Consider the following 17,721-nt stretch of genomic DNA (forward strand, 5'->3'; position numbering starts at 1 on the left):
GCAGATGTCGCAATCCACACCGAGCCAGAAGGCCCTCACTCATTTCAAGATCACCACGCCGTGAACCCCGTCACCAACCTCCATGGTCAGTACAGCTAGGCCCAGAGCTGGCCCTGCAGCGCCTCGACCGCCGCCTCGGTGGACTCGGCGGTGTAGATGCCGGTGGACAGGTACTTCCAGCCGCCGTCGGCGACCACGAACACGACGTCCGCGCGCTCCCCCGCCGCGGCCGCCTTGCGGCCGACGCCGATCGCCGCGTGCAGGATGGCGCCGGTGGAGACGCCCGCGAAGATGCCCTCCTGCTGCAGGAGTTCGCGGGTGCGGCGGACGGCGTCCGCGGAGCCGACCGAGAAGCGGGTGGTGAGCACCGCGGCGTCGTACAGCTCGGGTACGAAGCCCTCGTCCAGGTTGCGCAGTCCGTACACCAGGTCGTCGTAGCGCGGTTCGGCTGCGACGATCTTCACGCCGGGGGCTTTCTCGCGCAGGTAGCGGCCGACGCCCATCAGGGTGCCGGTGGTGCCGAGGCCCGCCACGAAGTGGGTGACGGTCGGCAGGTCGGCGAGGATCTCGGGGCCGGTGCCGGTGTAGTGGGCGCCCGCGTTGTCGGGGTTGCCGTACTGGTAGAGCATGACCCAGTCGGGGTGTTCGGCGGCGATCTCCTTGGCGATCCGGACGGCGGTGTTGGAGCCGCCGGCCGCCGGGGAGGGGATGATCTCGGCGCCCCACATGCGGAGCAGTTCGCGCCGTTCCTCGCTGGTGTTCTCGGGCATCACGCAGACCATCCGGTAGCCCTTGAGCTTGGCGGCCATGGCGAGCGAGATGCCGGTGTTGCCGCTGGTGGGCTCGAGGATGGTGCAGCCCGGGGTGAGCCGGCCGTCGGCCTCGGCGCGCTCGATCATGTGCAGCGCCGGGCGGTCCTTGATCGAGCCGGTCGGGTTGCGGTCCTCCAGCTTGGCCCAGAGGGTGACCAGGCCCTCGGTGTTGCCGGGCACGGCCGCGGACAGCCGGGGCAGGCGGACCAGCGGGGTGTTGCCGACGGCTTCGAGCGGACTGTCGTAACGCAAGGGAGGCCTCCGGCCACGGCGGTGAGGGTCACAACGGCGGTGAGGGTCGCGGGGGCTCCCCCACCGGCGGCGGGGGAGCCGCTGGATCAGCGGGCGCCGCCGGCCACGGCGGGCAGGATGGTGACGCTGTCGCCGTCGGCGAGGGCGGTGGAGATGCCCTCCAGGAACCGGACGTCCTCGTCGTTCAGGTAGACGTTGACGAAGCGGCGCAGTTCGCCGCCCTCGACCAGGCGGGCGGCGATGCCCGGGTGCCGGGCGTCGAGGTCGGTGAAGAGTTCCCCGAGGTTGCTGCCGTTGCCCTCGACGGCCTTGGCGCCGTCGGTGTAGGTGCGGAGGATGGTCGGGATCCGGACCTCGATGGCCATGGGTGCGCTCCTGTGCGAGTCGTGGAGTGGGTGGGCCGCGGCGGGCGCGGCGGGGCGGAGGGTGCCCGGGGCTCGGCGTCGCCGCGGGCGGCGGGGCCCGGGTGGGGCGAGGCGGCTCTCAGCGCGAGCGCGCGGGCGTACCGGGACAGATCGCACCGGCGTGCCGGCACAGGTCGATGTGCAGGCGCGCCACGAGGCGGGTGCCCGGGGCCTGGTTGCTCACATCGACGGAACGCATGGGCTCATCGTATAGATTCCCGGGCCCGCTTAGACATGCCCGTCTCGGGATCCGGATGTTCTCGTTCCCAGGGCTGAGACGACGCCGGCCCGCCGACCGCTCGCGGAGGTCGGCGGGCCGGGCCCGGACACGTGCCGGTCAGGCGGAGTACTCCTCGACGACCTGGACGTCTTCCTCCGTGATCTCGCCGTCCACGATGCGGAACGAGCGGAACTGGTAGGGGTCGTCCTCGCCGGTGCCGTCGGCGGTGGAGACCAGGACGTAGTGGGCGAACGGCTCGGAGGCGTAGCTCACGTCGGTGCGCGAGGGGTAGGCCTCGGTGGCGGTGTGCGAGTGGTAGACGATCACCGGCTCCTCGTCCCGGTCGTCCATCTCGCGGTAGAGCTTGAGCAGGTCGCCCGAGTCGAACTCGTAGAAGGTGGGCGAGCGCGCGGCGTTGAGCATCGGGATGAACCGCTCGGGCCGTCCGCTGCCGGCCGGTCCGGCGACCACGCCGCAGGCCTCGTCCGGGTGGTCGGCGCGGGCGTGGGCCACGATCCGGTCGCGGAGTTCTCGGGTGATGGTCAGCATCCGGTCAGGATAGCCACGCCCCCGCAGGTGTCGGCGGGGCGTCCGAGGCGCGGTCGCGGGGCGTCCGCGGGGCGGTCCTCGGCGCCCCTTCGCGGGGGGCGGGTCAGCCGGCGTCGCGGACGGGCAGGTGCTCGTGGTCCGGCGAGCCGAGCACGGCCTGCGGGTTGCGGCGCTCCAGGAAGCGGTAGCCGATCACCAGCAGCAGGGCCCAGGCGGGGAAGACGTACAGCGAGATCCGGTTGTCCTCGTCGAGGGCGATCAGCACCACGACCAGGGCGAGGAAGGCGAGCGCGACCCAGCTGACCCAGGCGCCGCCGGGCGCCCTGAAGGTGGGCGCCGGCAGCCGGCCGCCCTTCCAGGCCCGGCGGTAGCGGATCTGGGAGATCAGGATCATCGCCCACGTCCACAGGCCGCAGACGGTGGCGACCGAGGTGATGTACTCGAACGCCCGTGCCGGGACGAGGTAGTTGAGCACCACGCCGACGCCCATCAGCAGACTGGAGACGGTGATCGCGTAGGCCGGGCTGCGGCGGGTGTTGAGCCTGGTGAGCCGCCCGGGGGCCTGGCCGCGCAGCGCGAGGTCGCGCAGCATGCGGCCGGTGGAGTACATCCCGGAGTTGCAGGACGAGAGCGCGGCGGTGAGCACCACGAAGTTGATGATGCCGGCCGCCGCCGGGATGCCGATCTTGCCGAAGGCGGCGACGAACGGGCTGACGCCGGGCTGGAATTCGGTCCACGGGACGAGCGACAGGATGACGACCAGGGCGCCGATGTAGAACAGCGCGATGCGCCAGGGCAGGGTGTTGATGGCCCGCGGCAGCGTCTTCTCGGGGTTCTCGCTCTCGCCCGCGGTCACGCCGACGAGTTCGACGCCGAGGTAGGCGAACATGACGATCTGCAGGGTCATCACGGTGGCGCCGATGCCCTTGGGGAAGAAGCCGCCGTTCTGCCACAGGTGGGAGATCGACGCGGTGTCACCGGCCTTGCTGAAGCCCAGGGTGAGGACGCCGACGCCGATCAGGATCATGCCGATGATGGCGGTGACCTTGACCATGGAGAACCAGAACTCGATCTCGCCGAACACCTTCACCGAGATCAGGTTGGCCGCGTAGAGGATGACCAGGAAGGTCAGCGCGCTGAGCCACTGCGGTATGCCCGGCGCCCAGAACTTCACGTAGACGGCGGCGGCGGTGGTCTCCGCCATTCCGGTGACGACCCAGAACAGCCAGTACGTCCAGCCGGTCACGTAGCCGGCGAAGGGGCCGAGGAACTCCCGCGCGTACTCGGCGAAGCTGCCGGAGACCGGGCGGTAGGTCAGCAGTTCGCCGAGGGCCCGCATGATCACGAAGATCACCACGCCGGCCACGGCGTAGGACAGGATCAGGCTCGGACCGGACTTGGAGATCGCGGTGCCGGCGCCGAGGAAGAGGCCGGTGCCGATGGCGCCGCCGATCGCGATCATCTGGATCTGGCGGCCACCGAGTCCCCGCTCGTAGCCCTCCTCACCCGGTTGGGCGTCGGCCACTTCGTCGTACGGCTTCTCGGCCATGGTCCACCGTCCTGGTCGGTCTCGGGAGTGGAGAAGTCGTACCACGCACCATCCGGATAGCGGTGTTCATCTGAGCGATATTTGAGCATGACCTGGCATAGTTTGTCCGATTTTGAATACAAAAGCTCTGGAAGATCGTCCACATGTTGGACGAAACCGCCGGAGCCTGCCCGAAACCGGGCAGGATCGCCCGGGACACGGCAGTGGAAGCGGATTCGGACACTCCGCGTTCACGCGGAGTCAGACCCGGGTTCAGCCGGAGTTCACCTCACGGCCCCCGCGTTCGCCCCGGGCTCAGGCCCGGGACCGGGCCCAGGACCGGGTCCGGCTCACGCCGGGACTCTCACCCGGCCATCGCCTCCAGCAGCGACTCCTGCAGCGCCCCGAGCCAGAGGTACGCCACCACCAGCGGCTTGCGCTCGTCGCCGTCCGGCAGCCCGTAGAGGCCCTCCTCGTCCTCCTCCGTGACCTCCAGTCGGACACCGAGGGCCAGCCGCAGGTCGTTCAGCGCGCCCAGCCAGCGCGGGCAGTCGTCGGCGCCCAGCTTGAGCACCCCGCCACCGCCGAGGCCGTCCAGCGCCCTGATGACGAACAGCGCGTCGTCCCGCTTGCGGGCCCGCAGGTCCAGCTCGGTGAAGCGGCGGAACTCCTCGGACGCGGCCCTGGCCTCTTCGCCGCCCGGCCCCGCCGGGTCGCCGTAGGCGTCCGGGAAGAACCGGGCCAGCACCGGATCGGCCGGCGCCTCCGTCGGCCCCTCGGCGAACAGCGCGGCCAGCGGATCGCCGTCCTCCCCGCCCGGGCCGGGGCCGATCAGCTCCAGCAACTGCACTTCCAGCGAGCGCAGGATGGAGGACTCCCACTCGTCCAGCGCGATCGCCGCGCCGCCACCGCCGGTGCTCTCGAACAACCCAGCCATCTGTATCGGTCAGCCCGTCTTCGTCGTCATCGGTCGTGCGGCCGGCGGCCCGGCGTCAGTCGTGCTGCAGCGTCGCCCAGAGGCCGTAGCCGTGCATCGCCTGGACGTCGCGCTCCATCTCCTCGCGGGATCCGCTGGAGACCACCGCCCGCCCCTTGCTGTGGACGTCCATCATCAGCTTCCGGGCCTTGTCCTTCGGGTAGCCGAAGTAGGCCTGGAAGACGTACTGGACGTAGCTCATCAGGTTGACCGGGTCGTTGTGCACGATGGTCACCCAGGGCGTGTCCGGTTCTGCCACCGGCAGCCCCTCGACCTCTGGGCGCTCGATCTCCGCGGGCGCGACACTCACGCCGGGTCCTCCTCGCTGCACGCTCGTCCGTAACCCCTCACGCCCCATGCTGCCATCCGGGGGACACCCGGGCGATTCCGGCCCGGACCTCTCGACGAGAAATCGTCACTCTGACGCTAAGTGGTAGTAGCATCATCTCCATGGACGCCACTTCAGTGCGCGCGGCCGGCTCGACCGCGCTGCTCACCGACCGCTACGAGCTCACCATGCTGCAGGCCGCCCTGCGCAGCGGGGCCGCGCACCGCCGCTCCGTCTTCGAGGTGTTCACCCGGCGCCTGCCGGGCGGCCGCCGCTACGGCGTCCTGGCCGGCACCGGCCGGGTGCTCGACGCCGTCGAGAACTTCCGCTTCTCCACCGCCCAACTGGACTGGCTGGCCGGCCAGGGCGTGGTCGACGAGGACACCCTGCGCTACCTCGCCGACTACCGCTTCCGCGGCGACATCCACGGCTACCCCGAAGGCGAGATCTACTTCCCCGGCTCACCGCTGCTCACCGTCGAGGGCAGCTTCGCCGAGGCGGTGATCCTGGAGACGGTGATCCTGTCGATCCTCAACCACGACTCCGCGATCGCGGCCGCCGCCTCCCGGATGACCGCCGCCGCCGGGGGCCGCCCGGTGATCGAGATGGGCGCCCGCCGGGCCCACGAGCAGGCCGCCGTCGCCGCCGCCCGGGCCGCGTACGTGGCCGGGTTCGCCGCCACCTCAGACCTGGAAGCCGGCTTCACCCACGGCATCCCGACCACCGGCACCGCCGCGCACGCCTTCACCCTGGTGCACGACAGCGAACGGGACGCCTTCCGGGCCCAGATCGCCTCGATGGGCAAGGGCACCACGCTGCTGGTCGACACCTACGACCTGCGCGAGGCGGTGCGCACCGCCGTCGAGGTGGCCGGCCCCGAGCTGGGCGCCGTCCGGATCGACTCCGGCGACCTCACCCTGCTGGCCCACCGGGTGCGCCGCCAACTGGACGAGCTGGGCGCCGAGAAGACCCGGATCATCGTCACCTCAGACCTCGACGAGTACGCGATCGCGGCCCTGGCCGCCGCCCCCGTCGACGGCTACGGCGTCGGCACCAGCCTCGTCACCGGCAGCGGACACCCGACCTGCGCGATGGTCTACAAGCTGGTCGCCCGGGCCGGGACCGAGGACGGGCCGATGGTCCCGGTGGCCAAGCGCGCCGCCGGTGGCAAGACCAGCATCGGCGGCCGCAAGTGGGCGGCCCGCCGGCCCGACGCCGACGGCATCGCCGAGGCCGAGGTGGTCGGCACCGGGCCGGTCCCGGACGAACTGCGGCCGCACCTGATGCAGGTGCCGCTGGTGCTGGGCGGCGAGGCCGTCGGCCGGGAGCCGCTGAGCGCCGCCCGCGAACGGCACGTCCGGGCCCGGGCCGCGCTGCCGCTGTCGGCCACCCAGCTCTCCAAGGGCGACCCGGTGCTGCCGACCGAGCTGGTCCTGCCGGCCGACGAGGCCCGCTGACCCGTCACCGTCGTCACGCGGAAGCCCCGCCCCGGCCACCGGAGCGGCCCCCGGGGCTTCCGCCCCCGCGCGGCACTCCCTAGAGTCAGCCGTAGAGTTCCCCGGAGCTCCCCGAGAACCCCCCGCGTCCCGCACCACCGGACCGAGTACTCCCGAGGGCTCCCCCATCCGGGGCGCCGCCACCCGCGGGCCCCCGACATCCGAGGATGCGAGTCATGCACCGGGCACTGATCGTCGTCGACGTGCAGAACGACTTCTGCGAGGGCGGCAGCCTGGCCGTCGCCGGCGGCGCCGAGGTGGCCGCCGCCATCACCGACCTCATCGCCGAATCGGCCCCCGGCTACCGGCACATCCTCGCCACCCGCGACCACCACATCGACCCGGGCGACCACTTCTCCGCCGAGCCGGACTACGTCACCAGCTGGCCGGTCCACTGCGTGGCCGGCACCGAAGGCGTGGGCTTCCACCCCAACTTCGCACCCTCCGTGATCTCCGGCGCGGTCGAGGCGGTCTTCGACAAGGGCGCCTACTCGGCGGCGTACAGCGGCTTCGAGGGACTGGACGAGAACAACCGCGGGCCGGTGGAGTGGCTGCGCGAGCGGCAGGTCGACGAGGTCGACGTGGTGGGCCTCGCCACCGACCACTGCGTCCGGGCGACCGCGCTCGACGCGGCCCGGGCCGGCTTCACCACCCGCGTCCTGCTGGACCTCACCGCCGGCGTGGCTCCGGAGACCACCGCCGCCGCACTGGAAGAACTGCGGGCGGCCGGGGTCGAGCTGGTCGGCACACCGGTGGTCCGCTCCTAGCGGCGACGCCTCCCGGCACCCCGCGCTCCGAGCCCTGCGGCCGGCGCCCTGCGGACCGGCCCCCTGTTCGCCGCACCCCCGGCTCGGCCGTCTCCCCTGTCTTCCGCCGCGCCCCCTGTCCCCCTCCACCGCCCCCGCTCCCACCTCCCTGCTCCCACCTCCCCGCTCAGACCACCAGCAGTTCCACCACGTCCGTGCCGCCGGCCCGGAAGGCCTCGCGCAGCTCGCCGCCGACCGCGTCCGGGTCGGCGGCCAGCCGGTCGCCGGAGACGTACACCACCCGGATGCCCAGGTACTCCATCCGGTGCTGGCCGCCGCGCACCCAGGCGGCCTCGCCCTCGCTGACGCAGCGCAGGTCCGAGTCCACCTCCACCGCGACGCCGCGCTCCGGCCAGTAGAGGTCGGGCACGGCGATGTACGTGCCGCCGCGCATCCGCAGCTCGGGGGCGTTCAGCGGGACGGGCAGCAGCCACTCGTCCACCAGGTGGCCGAGCCGCTCCAGCACCGAGTCCCGTTCGGCAGCGAGGAGTTCGTCCAGCGCCGCCCGCACCCGGGGTTCGACGGTCAGCCCGGAGTCGATCAGTTCCGCCGCCAACTCCCTTGCCGTACAGCGGTTCTCGGGCAGCGAGACGGCCTCCCGCAGCACCTCCCGCACCGGAGCCGGGACGTCCGGGTCCGCCGTCCACTCGCCCAGCGCGTCCGCGACCGCCCGGGCCACCGGCGCGCAGGCCAGGCCGTGCACCGAGCGGGCCACCAACTCCCGTTCGGTGCGCCGGATCCGCACCTCGCCGACGTCCTTCAGGCGACGCTGCCGGGGCACCAGGACGTCCACCCCCGTCACGGCGGGCAGCCGGGGCACGGCAGTGAAGCCGTACAGGGCGAGCGCGGCCGGGCCGGTGATCACCGCGCCCTCTCGGCGGCCCTCCTCGCGGCCGTTCTGCGCCGCGTAGAGCAGCGCGGCCCACATCCGCTGCTCGGCGGTGGGCTCGTCGGACTGCAGCAGGTAGACCCTGGGCAGCAGCCGCTGCCAGGGCCCGCCCCGGCGGCAGTGCTCGGTGACGATCCGGGCCGGCACGCCCCGGGCGCGCAGCTGGCTCGCGGTGACGACGTTCTGCTGACGCTGCGCCAGTTCCTCGAGGGACGGCGGCGGCGAGGGAATCCGGTAGCTCATGCGGACACCATCCCCAACGGGCCGGACCGCCGACCGGGAGCCTGACGCACTGTTACCCAACCGTCGCGAAACCGGGACCAGCCCGCACTAAAGTCCTCATACCCTCACTCATTTGGAGTAATTGACGCTCATCCGGTTGTCATACCTGATCAAAGGCGAACGCTGACCAGCTCGTCTGACCCAGAGTGATCAAAGGCATACGGCGAGGAGCCCTCCGGACGTCAATCCCGCCCCGGCGATTGCCTAGGCTTACGTCATGTCACGTGACGAGACCGCCGGCCTCCGCGCGGCCCAGCTCCGCCTCGGCCGCCTGCCCGGATACGTCCGCCGCCCGGACCCGGCCCGCCGCAGCGGCGAGAAGGGCCATACGTACAAGAAGGGCTGGGAGGTCCGCTTCACCGCCCGCAGTGAAGCCGAGATAGCAGAGATCCGCGACCTGGTGGTCGCCGCCGGATTCGCCCCGGCCAGACCGTTCTTCAAAGGCCACCAGCTCATCCAGCCGGTCTACGGCATGGCCGCCGTGCAGGCCTACCTGGCGGCCAGGCAGGCAGCCGAGGAACACGCCGCCCGGACCGCGCTCGGCAGCAGACGGCGGGCCGCGGGGCGGCCCCCGGGGTCGCATGCGGCCGGATCGCACACGGCCGCGACTCACACCGCCGGCCCGCACACGGCCGGTTCACACACAGCCGGTTCACACACGGCCGGTTCGCACTCGGCCGGTTCACACACGGCCGGTTCGCACTCGGCCGCGGCTCACAGCGCCGGCCCGCACTCGGCCGCGACTCACGCCTCCGGCCCGCACACTGCCGGCCCGCATGCCGGCGGCGGCTCGGCCCACCGGTGCGAGCGTGAGCAAACCGCCGCCGGAGCGGCGACGGCCACGACTGCGACCGCCGCACAGGCCGCCCGGCGGCGGGCCGTCGACGCCTTCCCCACCCAGGTCGAACGAGGAACCGCCGCCAACCGGATCTCCCCGTCGGAGGCCCGGACGACCTCCTGACCCGCGGGCACACCGCCCGCCCCTCCCACCCCGGTCGCCGCGAACGGGTTCAGGCCGCCGGGGCGTGGTCGATGTGCACGGTGGCGGCCAGCAGGCGCGGGACCGCCCGGATCAGCGCCTGCTCCGCCGCCTCGGCCACCCGGTGCGCCGCCACCACGGTGAGCGCCCCGTCCACCACCACGTCCGCCTCGGCGCGCAGCGAGTGCCCGATCCACCGCATCCGCAGCGCGCCCACCCCGCGCACGCCGGCCACCCCGCGCAGCGCACCCTCGGCGGCGTCCACCAGGCCCGGATCCACCCCGTCCATCAGCCGGCGGCCCACCTCGCGCACCGAACCGCGCAGCACCACCAGGATCGCCGCCGTGATCAGCAGGCCGACCAGCGGATCCGCCCAGCGCAGCCCCAGCCCCGCCCCGGCCGCACCGACCAGCACCGCGAGCGAGGTCAGGCCGTCCGTACGGGCGTGCACACCGTCCGCGACCAGCGCCGCCGAACCGATCCTGCGCCCGGTGCGGATCCGGTACCGGGCCACCCACTCGTTGCCCAGACAGCCGACCAGCGCCGCGACGGCCACCGCGGCCAGGTGGTCCACCGGCCGCGGATGCAGCAGCCGGTCCACCGCCGCCACCGCCGTGAACACCCCCGAGGCCGCGACGGCCAGGACGATCGCCACCCCCGCCAGGTCCTCCGCCCGCCCGTAGCCGTAGGTGTAACGGCGGTTGGCGGGCCGGCGGCCGAGCAGGAACGCGATGCCGAGCGGGACGGCGGTCAGCGCGTCGGCGAAGTTGTGCACGGTGTCACCGAGCAGGGCCACCGAGCCGGACAGCGCCACGATCACGCCCTGCACCAGGGCGGTGGCGCCGAGCACGGCGAGCGAGATCCACAGGGTGCGCAGCCCCTCGGCGGAGGCCTCCATGGCGGCGTCCACCCGGTCCGCGGCGTCGTGCGAGTGCGGCCGCAGGAGGTGGGCGAGGCGATGGCGCAGGACGGCGGAGCGGGACCGGGCAGGGCCGTGGCCGTGCTCGTGGCCGTGGCCGTGCTCGTGGCCGTGGCTGTGCTCGTGCCCGGGCCCGTGCTCATGCCCGTGCCCGTGCCCGTGCCCGTCGTCCTGGCCGTGCCGGTGGTCCTCGGTGCGGCCATGCGTGTGGTCGTGGAGAGGCGCCGAGCGGTGTCCGGGGCCCTCACCGGAGTGATCGTCGCCACGGTCGTGAGTGCGGTCGCGGGTGCGGTCATGCGTGCGGTTGTGCGGGTGGTTGCGCGGGTGCGGGTTCGCGCCGTGAGCGTGGACGTCAGCCTCCATAGGCCCTACGGTGGCACATCAACTGCCTTGCAGCCATAGCCGTCCTACGCCCTCTGACCAGCTGCGACGCGCTCGCAACTACACCCCCCGCGCCACTGCGAAGCACTGCTCCACCGGCACCTCGCCGACCCCCCGCCCGGGCCGCTCCGCCGCCCTCGCCGCACCCCGTCGACACCGGAACCGGCCGGGCGGCGGCGGGTTCTGGGCATTCCATCGGATTGGTCACCCAGTGCACCGAGGGCCTACCGTAGAGTGAGCACAGACGATCGACCGTCAGAAACCCATCTCCCTTTCCGAGAAGACGAGATGACCAACCGTCACGCGACTTCCACCGAGCCACCCCCGGGGCTCGGCGAGCCGGAGGACGTACCACTGGAGTTCACCGCGTTCTGCGAACTCCACCGCCCCCGGTACCTCAGCTACGCCCGGGTGTGGCTGACCGAGCACAGCGCCGCGGCCACCGCCGTCCAGACGGCATTCGCCGAAATCGCCGTACGCTGGCGGGACTTGATGGGCAGCTCCAACCCGACCGCCCACGCCTGGGAAATCCTGCGCGGCACCGTCGCCGAGCACACCCGGCGCGAACCGGCCGCCCCGGACCGCCACCCGGCCGACGACGACCTGGCGATCCTGCACTACGTCGTCGGCCTCGCCGCTCCCGAGATCGCCGACGTCATCGGCACCGACGCCGCCAGCGTGGCCGGACGACTGCGGCGCACCATGCTGCACGAGGCCTCCGGTTGGTGACCCCACGCCCCGCCCGCCCCCGGGCCCGCCTCAGACCCGCGCGCCCGTCACGTCGAACAGATGGTGCACCGGGTCGTGGATCAAGTACCGGGCGAACGACTCCACCGTGAACCGAGCCCCGTCACTACGGCTCCCCGTCCGCTGCCACCGTTCGCCCGCCACCCCCTCGAACGCCACCGCCAACGCCTCCGCGGCCTCCGCCAACTCCCCCGCCACCACGCTCGGCCGCTGCTCGCCGTAACGCTCGGCCACCGCCGTCTCGTCCTGGTCCCAGTTCGGGAACAGCGGGTCCTCCCGGTCCAGCATCAGCGCCAGCCGGACGCGGAACAGCCGGAAGACGTCCCGGACGTGGCACGCGTACTCCAAGTCCGACCAGACCCCCGGCCGCGGCCTGCGACGCAGCCCCGACTCGTCCCCGGCCAGCACCGCCAACCAGCCCCGCGCGTTCGCCCGGATCATCCCGGCAACGTCCTCGCGGACCACCGCCGGAGTATCCAACCCGCAGTCGGAACAAGCCCGTTCCAACACCCAGGTCCAGTCCTTGGTATCGGGGACGATCTCCCCCGCAGCAACACCCACGGCATCCTCAGAAGCGCTCATGGCCCCAGCATGGCGCCCACCACACACGCCCCACCAGCGCCAACGCCGCCACCGACCGCCGAAATGCTGCCACCCCGCCGGCCACCCCCAAACCACCCACTACCCACTCACCGGTACGTCCCCGCCCCCCGCCGCCGCGCCCGCAGCACCAGCGCGAACACCACGCCGACCACAAGCACCAACCCGCCGGCCGCCGCTACCACGACGATCTCCATCCCGTTCCCACTGCTCCCCCCACCATCCGCCCCAGGCGCAACGGCCTCCTCCGAGGTCGAATCCGTCGGGTCATCAGCGGGCGGCGCGCCCTGCGACTCCTTCCGCCCGACCAACGGATTCTCCCGAGGGCCGCCGTCCACGGTCGGATTCGCCTCCAACGCCTTCGCGGGCGCCAGAATCCCGTACCCGTAACGGTCGTTCGGTGTCGCCGCCCCGTTCGGCGGTGTGGCCGACTTGATCATCCGATTGATCACCTGCCCGGCCGAGAGATTCGGGTACTTCGCCCGGATCAGTGCGGCAGTGGCGGACACGTAGGCGGTGGCATCCGAGGTGCCGTTGGCAACGCCGTAGCCCGCCGCGGACTTCGCGCTCGCTCGGTAGATCTCCGCACCGGGACCTGCCAACGTGGTCTCCGGTCCGTACGTGGACTTCTCCCACGCCTTTCCCTGCCGGTCCACGGCGCCGACCGCCACCACTCCCGGATACGCCGCCGGATACTCGACCGGGGCGGCTTGCTGCCCACTGTTTCCGGTCGAGGCGACGAGAACCACATCGTGGTCGACGGCGTACTTGACTGCCGCCCTGGTCTCCTGATCGGCCCCCGAGTAGCCGCCGATCGACATGTTGACCACCTTGGAGCCATGGTCTACGGCGAACCGAATGCCCTGTGCCAGACCTTTCTGGGCCACGGCGCCCTCGGTGCTCCAGCTCACCCGGACCGGAAGGATCTTCGCCTTCGGAGCCAGGCCCATGATCCCCGCGTTGTCACCGTGGCCATGACCGGCGATAAGGCTCGCCATCCCGGTCCCGTGGCCATCCTTGTCGACTGTGCCGTCGCTGCCCTCGCCCGTGAAGTCCGCCCCGGCGAGGACCTGGCCGACCAGGTCCTGGTGGTCCTTCATGACACCACTGTCGATGACGGCTACCGTGACACCACCGCCCTGCGACACCGGCCACAACGCATCGTCCGCACGGTAGTCGGTCAACACCCACTGTGCGTCACGGGTGCTGTCGGCACTGGACGGACCTGCGCCGATCACGGCGACCACTCCTCCCGCCGCCAGCACAGCCATCCCACGCCGAAGCCGCGAGTCTCCCAAAGCCGGTCACCCCACTCAGCACAGCGACAGCCCTCGTGGTCCACCAACCACGAGGGCCTCGATCGGATCACCTGGTCTCCTGAGGACCAGGGTCATTTCACCACGTCAGGATTGGCGGGCTCCTCCGACGCCCACGTCTCCTCGTCCTCCACAAGGTAGTCCGGCCGCTTACGGCCCTTCTCCTTGTCCTTGGCCTTCCCCTGAGCCCCGCCGAGCGGGACTGCGGAGCCTGCGGAAACTCCGGAGCCGGTTCCCTGTTCCGCCCGAAGCCGACCACGCTGTCCCAGGCCGGAACCGCCCTCTGTGAAGGCCCGCCTTCCACCACCCGGCGCGCCCTCGCCCGCAGACGTCTTGCCCCCTGGCACCGATCGCTCACCGGTACCGACCACAGGGCCTCCGGCTCGGCCCGCTCCTGGGCCCGCCGAGCGGGGACTTCCACCCTGGATACCCTCGACAGCCCGCGTGGAGCGGCCACGAGCGCTTCCGGAACCGGTCGGCTGTTCACCCCGGCCAGTGATCCCGCGCTCGACCACTCCTGCCGCCTTCCCACGTCCTCCGTCGAACACGTCGGACGACGGCTCCCGTTTGCCAGGCCCGAACCAGGTGGGACCGGTGCCGGTATGGGGCCCGGTTCCGGTGGTGGTGGGCGTGCCCGTCACCCCGACTGGCGCCGGCCCACCCGCCGTCGACTGCGGAACCATGTTCACACCATCGACAGCGGTTCCCGCGCCGAATTTGGCCGACCCCGGCTTCTCCGAAGCCGTGGCCGTTCCGCCCTTGATTCCGGGTTCCGGTGGAATCGGCGTGCTTCCTGAGCCTGCCGACGGCTTCGTGGCAGTGCTTCCCCTGCTGACACTGCGGTTCCGGGGCTCCGCCGGGGCATCAGCGGCCTTGCCGAAGAACCCTCCGGCCGAACTCAGATTTCCTGCGCCCATGCCGGTCATCACACCGCCCGCGGCGGCGAACGCGCTCTGATCTCCGGAGCTCTGGTCGGAGAAGTCGTCCCGCCCCCCGGGATTCACCGGCGGCTTCTTCGGGTCGAACGGCGGCGGAGCCTTCAGGGCCGGGGTCGCGATGCGGTAGTGCATGGCGAGGGTTTGCATGATGGTGGCGGCTTCGGCTTTTTTGCGGTCGGCGATGGGGATGTGTTCGTCGTCGCCGTCGCCGAAGACGGCGGTGACGCCGTCGCTGACGGTGTCCTTGACCTTGTCCCAGGTGCCGGGTTCCTCGGGCATGTCGCGTTTGGCCTTGGCCATGGCTTCGGAGACGTTGTGGAGGGTGTTGGCCGCGTCGTTGGCGTAGGCGGCGGCGTTGTTGATGCTGGCGGCGAGGTTGAGCATGCGGGTGTGGAAGGCGTCGCTGGTGGTGCCTTCCCAGGAGGTGGCGGCCTCGGTGCTCGCTTTGGTGAGGGTGAGGCGGATCTGTTTGAGGGTGTCGGCGGCGTTTCGCCAGGGGTCGCCTGCGGCCATGACCGCGCCGGGGTCGAGGGCTTGCGCCATCGTGCGGAGTTGGGCATGGCTGTATTTGGTGAAGTCGGTGTAGGCCACGGGCGGTTCGCCTCCGTTCGGGTCCGGGCGGGCTGGGCGGGCGGGTCGGTCCGGGCTCGGCCGGGCGGCTAGATGGTGGCGTTGCCGCGGTCGGACGGGGTGAGGTTCTTCTCGTACGCGGCTCGGCTGGTCGCGGAGGGTTGTTGGACGGACCAGCCGTCGCCGCCGAGTTTGAGTTTCCGGGCGGTGTGCTGGTCTTGTTCCTCGTAGTTGGTGGCGGTGAGTTCGGCTTTCTGCTGGGCCTCGTTCACGGCTTCCTGGAGCTGGTTGAGGACGTCGCGCAGCGCGTCCCGCATGGTGGCGTAGCGGCCGTGGATCTCGGTGGCCTCGGCGAAGGTGCCGAAGGCGTTCTTGCCGATGCCGCTGCGTCCGTGGGTGTCGGTGCCGTCGGCGTGTTTCTGGAAGTCGGCGAGCATAAGCCGTACTTGGCCGGCGAAGGTGCGAAGTTGTTCGATTTCGACGCGGTAGCCCTGTCCGGCTCCGCCGGTGGATCCGGTACCGGTTCCTGATCCCATGTCGGCGCCTCCCCCGTGCGTCCGTTCCTGGCGGTCGGGGCGGGGCCCCGGTGTCTCATGTCTAACACACGGGGCGTGAATCCCGCCGGGTACATGGTCAGTTCGCGGTCGTCCTGCCGTGGAGGGCTTCGGTGAGGGCGCGGCGGCAGAGCGAGTCGGCGTGTCGGGTGGTTTCGGGCAGGCGGTAGTGGCGGGCGAGGTCGAGGGTGGTGCGGACGGCGCTGTCGAGGCCGGTGCGGTGGCCGATGGAGACGAAGACGGGTTTGACGCCGGGCTGGGTGCGCAGGGCGCGGCCGACTTCTTCGCCGGTGGCGGGGTCGGTGAGGGGGGTGGAGGCGCCGCGGGCGGTGTCGGGTTGGCGGTGGTCGAAGGTGAAGGGGCTTTTGGCGACGCCGAGGGTGCGGAGTCCGGTGAGGACGCCGAGGTGGCTGGCGAGGCCGAGGCGGCGGGGGTGGGCGAGCCCGTAGCCGTCGCAGACGACGGTGTCGGGGGTGTGGGTGAGGGCGGCCAGGGCGTCGAGGACGGCGGGGAGTTCGCGGAAGGCGAGCAGTCCTGGGATGTAGGGGAAGGCGATGCGGCCGACGGCGGTGGCTTGTTCGACCACTTCCAGGGTGTCCTGGTCGAGCAGGACGGCTGCGGCGGCGACGAGGTCGTGGTCGTCGTCGTAGGCGACGTCCACGCCGGCGATCAGTCGGCCGGGGGGTTCGGTGTCGTCGTGGGCCCGGACGAGGGGGCGCAGCCGTTCCTGTTCGGCGAGTGCTTGGGCCTGGGTGGTGGGCCAGTCGGCGGGAATGGGCAAGGTCGGTCCCCCGGTGGGTGGTGGTGGCGGGTGGTGCCGCGTCGTGGTGGGTGTTGTCGGCTGGTTCCGGTTCACCGTACCGACCGGGGCGGACGACCCCGGGGTGAGCCCGTGCGCCCCCTGTGCCCCCGGGTTGGGGGGCTACCCTGGAGGCGTCGAACTCCCTTGCGGGGTAGGCCTCCTGGAGCAGCTGTTGCTCCCGTCCGTGTCCCCTGACGTGCGAAGGACCTCCCGCCATGCCGCGTCTGTCCGCTGCCCGGCTCTGCCTCGGTTCGTTCTCCGTCGTCGCCGTCACGGTGGCGCTGCTGGCCGTTTCGGGCGCCTCGGGCGTGCTGGCGGTCTCGGTGCTGGTGGTGTTCGCACTGGCGCTCGGCACCGCGGTGGCGGTGCTTTCGCCGGCCGCCTCGAAGCCGGGCCCGGCCGGCGTTCCGGGCGGGCCGGTGGAGTCCCCTACTTCCGCGAGCGCCCCTACCTCCGCGAGCGCCCAGGCTTCGGCGGGCGCTCCGGCCGCCGCCGGACAGGCGTACGCCCGGCAGCGCTGATCCGCCGCCGGGCGCGGGCGCGTTCCGCGCCGCCGCTCAGACCTCCGTGGTGACCACCACGGTCTTCACGGCCTTGTCGTGGATGCACTGCTGGTACGGCTTGTCGAAGACGCCGAAGAGCCCGTCGATGAGCCACCAGATCGCGGCGCAGCAGAGCACGGCCGGGAGGATGAACACGGCGGTGCGGGTCCAGGCGGCGGACTGGGTGGGCGTGTTGCCGTCGAGGAGCATGGCGACGCGGATTTTCATCGCCTTCCGGCCGAGGGTCTGGCCGTCCCGGCTGAGCATCAGGGCCTCGTAGACGAGGTAGATGGCGCAGGCGAGCCAGAACGCCTCGGCGGAGCCGTCGCGCTCGCCGAGGTCGACGAAGGGCGCCACGATGACGATGGCGACGGCCTGCACGAGGAGGTAGTCGATCAGCCGGGAGAGGATCCGCTTGGGCCAGGTGCCGAGGGGCGGCATGCCGGGGACGGGTCCGGCTCCGGGGGTTCCGTACGCGCCGGGGCCGTGACCGGGGCCGGCGCCGTAGCCGGGTGGCGTCTGGTCGTGGGGCGGCCGGCCGTACGGGTTCTGGCCGTAGGCCGGTCCGGGCTGCGAGGTGCCGCCGTAGGTGCCCTGGTAGGCGCCCGGGCCATGGGACGGTCCGCCGCTTTCCGGGCCGCCTGCCGGGCCGCCCGGCCTGCCACCCGACCCGTCGCCTGACGGCTCGTCGGGAGCGGTCGGGCCTGACGGCTCACCTTCCGGCGTGCCGCCGCCCGGCTGCGGGGACTGCTTGTCGAAGGAGGGCTTGCCGCCCCCCTCCGGCTGGGGGCCTGAGGGGTCGTGGGTGCTCATTCCCCGAGTAGAACATCG

General features: G+C 72.0%; 20 protein-coding genes. 5 read left to right on the top strand and 15 right to left on the bottom strand.

What is annotated here, in order from left to right; translation table 11 throughout:
- Window positions 1–95: 95 nt before the first annotated feature.
- The 7 genes from IF30_RS0126030 to clpS form a co-directional block, all read right to left on the bottom strand.
- Complete coding sequence (locus IF30_RS0126030; RefSeq protein ID WP_030242902.1) at window positions 96–1,064, bottom strand: PLP-dependent cysteine synthase family protein; 969 nt, start codon at window positions 1,062–1,064, stop codon at window positions 96–98.
- An 86-nt stretch (window positions 1,065–1,150) separates the two neighbouring features.
- Window positions 1,151–1,429 (bottom strand): MoaD/ThiS family protein, encoded by a 279-nt coding sequence (locus IF30_RS0126035; RefSeq protein ID WP_030242903.1) that lies wholly within the window; start codon window positions 1,427–1,429, stop codon window positions 1,151–1,153.
- A gap of 118 nt (window positions 1,430–1,547) precedes the next feature.
- Complete coding sequence (locus tag IF30_RS50640) at window positions 1,548–1,667, bottom strand: putative leader peptide (RefSeq protein ID WP_317621128.1); 120 nt, start codon at window positions 1,665–1,667, stop codon at window positions 1,548–1,550.
- Between the two features lie 138 nt (window positions 1,668–1,805).
- A complete protein-coding gene (locus IF30_RS0126040) occupies window positions 1,806–2,237 on the bottom strand; it encodes a Mov34/MPN/PAD-1 family protein (RefSeq protein ID WP_030242905.1) in 432 nt (143 codons plus the stop codon).
- A gap of 103 nt (window positions 2,238–2,340) precedes the next feature.
- Window positions 2,341–3,786 (bottom strand): amino acid permease, encoded by a 1,446-nt coding sequence (locus tag IF30_RS0126045; protein WP_051711162.1) that lies wholly within the window; start codon window positions 3,784–3,786, stop codon window positions 2,341–2,343.
- A gap of 343 nt (window positions 3,787–4,129) precedes the next feature.
- Entirely contained in the window at window positions 4,130–4,702 is a 573-nt protein-coding gene (locus tag IF30_RS0126050) for a DUF2017 domain-containing protein (RefSeq protein ID WP_030242910.1), read from the bottom strand.
- A gap of 55 nt (window positions 4,703–4,757) precedes the next feature.
- Window positions 4,758–5,051, bottom strand: coding sequence for an ATP-dependent Clp protease adapter ClpS (gene clpS, locus IF30_RS0126055; protein WP_030242912.1), 294 nt, complete (start codon window positions 5,049–5,051; stop codon window positions 4,758–4,760).
- A gap of 140 nt (window positions 5,052–5,191) precedes the next feature.
- On the opposite strand from clpS, the gene IF30_RS0126060 reads away from it, so the two are divergent.
- Window positions 5,192–6,526: a nicotinate phosphoribosyltransferase gene (locus tag IF30_RS0126060; RefSeq protein ID WP_030242914.1), complete on the top strand. Its 1,335-nt coding sequence runs from the start codon at window positions 5,192–5,194 to the stop codon at window positions 6,524–6,526.
- Between the two features lie 215 nt (window positions 6,527–6,741).
- Entirely contained in the window at window positions 6,742–7,332 is a 591-nt protein-coding gene (locus IF30_RS0126065) for an isochorismatase family protein (RefSeq protein WP_030242916.1), read from the top strand.
- Window positions 7,333–7,498: 166 nt separating this feature from the next.
- On the opposite strand, the gene IF30_RS0126070 is transcribed toward IF30_RS0126065, so the two are convergent.
- Entirely contained in the window at window positions 7,499–8,503 is a 1,005-nt protein-coding gene (locus IF30_RS0126070) for a hypothetical protein (RefSeq protein WP_051711164.1), read from the bottom strand.
- A gap of 256 nt (window positions 8,504–8,759) precedes the next feature.
- On the opposite strand from IF30_RS0126070, the gene IF30_RS0126075 reads away from it, so the two are divergent.
- Window positions 8,760–9,503, top strand: coding sequence for a hypothetical protein (locus IF30_RS0126075; protein ID WP_030242920.1), 744 nt, complete (start codon window positions 8,760–8,762; stop codon window positions 9,501–9,503).
- 49 nt (window positions 9,504–9,552) lie between these two features.
- Here IF30_RS0126075 and IF30_RS0126080 read toward each other — a convergent pair whose 3' ends face one another.
- The gene (locus tag IF30_RS0126080; protein WP_078891698.1) at window positions 9,553–10,803 is read right to left on the bottom strand and encodes a cation diffusion facilitator family transporter; all 1,251 of its coding nucleotides are present in this window, start codon (window positions 10,801–10,803) and stop codon (window positions 9,553–9,555) included.
- A 306-nt stretch (window positions 10,804–11,109) separates the two neighbouring features.
- On the opposite strand from IF30_RS0126080, the gene IF30_RS43940 reads away from it, so the two are divergent.
- The gene (locus tag IF30_RS43940) at window positions 11,110–11,550 is read left to right on the top strand and encodes a sigma-70 family RNA polymerase sigma factor (protein ID WP_051711166.1); all 441 of its coding nucleotides are present in this window, start codon (window positions 11,110–11,112) and stop codon (window positions 11,548–11,550) included.
- Between the two features lie 30 nt (window positions 11,551–11,580).
- Here the strand turns inward: IF30_RS43940 and IF30_RS0126090 are convergent, their stop codons facing one another.
- From IF30_RS0126090 to IF30_RS0126115, 5 genes are all read right to left on the bottom strand, one after another.
- A complete protein-coding gene (locus IF30_RS0126090; RefSeq protein WP_051711168.1) occupies window positions 11,581–12,150 on the bottom strand; it encodes a DinB family protein in 570 nt (189 codons plus the stop codon).
- 107 nt (window positions 12,151–12,257) lie between these two features.
- Window positions 12,258–13,406, bottom strand: a complete 1,149-nt coding sequence (gene mycP, locus IF30_RS0126095) for a type VII secretion-associated serine protease mycosin (protein WP_051711170.1) — start codon at window positions 13,404–13,406, stop codon at window positions 12,258–12,260.
- A 152-nt stretch (window positions 13,407–13,558) separates the two neighbouring features.
- The gene (locus IF30_RS48095) at window positions 13,559–15,013 is read right to left on the bottom strand and encodes a PPE domain-containing protein (protein ID WP_158835494.1); all 1,455 of its coding nucleotides are present in this window, start codon (window positions 15,011–15,013) and stop codon (window positions 13,559–13,561) included.
- 68 nt (window positions 15,014–15,081) lie between these two features.
- Window positions 15,082–15,528, bottom strand: coding sequence for a hypothetical protein (locus IF30_RS0126110; protein ID WP_158835497.1), 447 nt, complete (start codon window positions 15,526–15,528; stop codon window positions 15,082–15,084).
- A 97-nt stretch (window positions 15,529–15,625) separates the two neighbouring features.
- Window positions 15,626–16,327: an endonuclease V gene (locus IF30_RS0126115; protein ID WP_030242934.1), complete on the bottom strand. Its 702-nt coding sequence runs from the start codon at window positions 16,325–16,327 to the stop codon at window positions 15,626–15,628.
- 236 nt (window positions 16,328–16,563) lie between these two features.
- On the opposite strand from IF30_RS0126115, the gene IF30_RS43945 reads away from it, so the two are divergent.
- Window positions 16,564–16,869: a hypothetical protein gene (locus IF30_RS43945; RefSeq protein ID WP_051711172.1), complete on the top strand. Its 306-nt coding sequence runs from the start codon at window positions 16,564–16,566 to the stop codon at window positions 16,867–16,869.
- Between the two features lie 36 nt (window positions 16,870–16,905).
- Here the strand turns inward: IF30_RS43945 and IF30_RS43950 are convergent, their stop codons facing one another.
- Window positions 16,906–17,703 carry an RDD family protein gene (locus IF30_RS43950; RefSeq protein ID WP_051711174.1) on the bottom strand — a complete coding sequence of 266 codons (798 nt, stop codon included), beginning with the start codon at window positions 17,701–17,703 and terminating at the stop codon, window positions 16,906–16,908.
- Between the last annotated feature and the right edge of the window lie 18 nt (window positions 17,704–17,721).

Source organism: Streptomyces sp. NRRL S-350 (assembly GCF_000719705.1).
In the GTDB taxonomy this organism is placed as follows: Bacteria; Actinomycetota; Actinomycetes; order Streptomycetales; family Streptomycetaceae; genus Kitasatospora.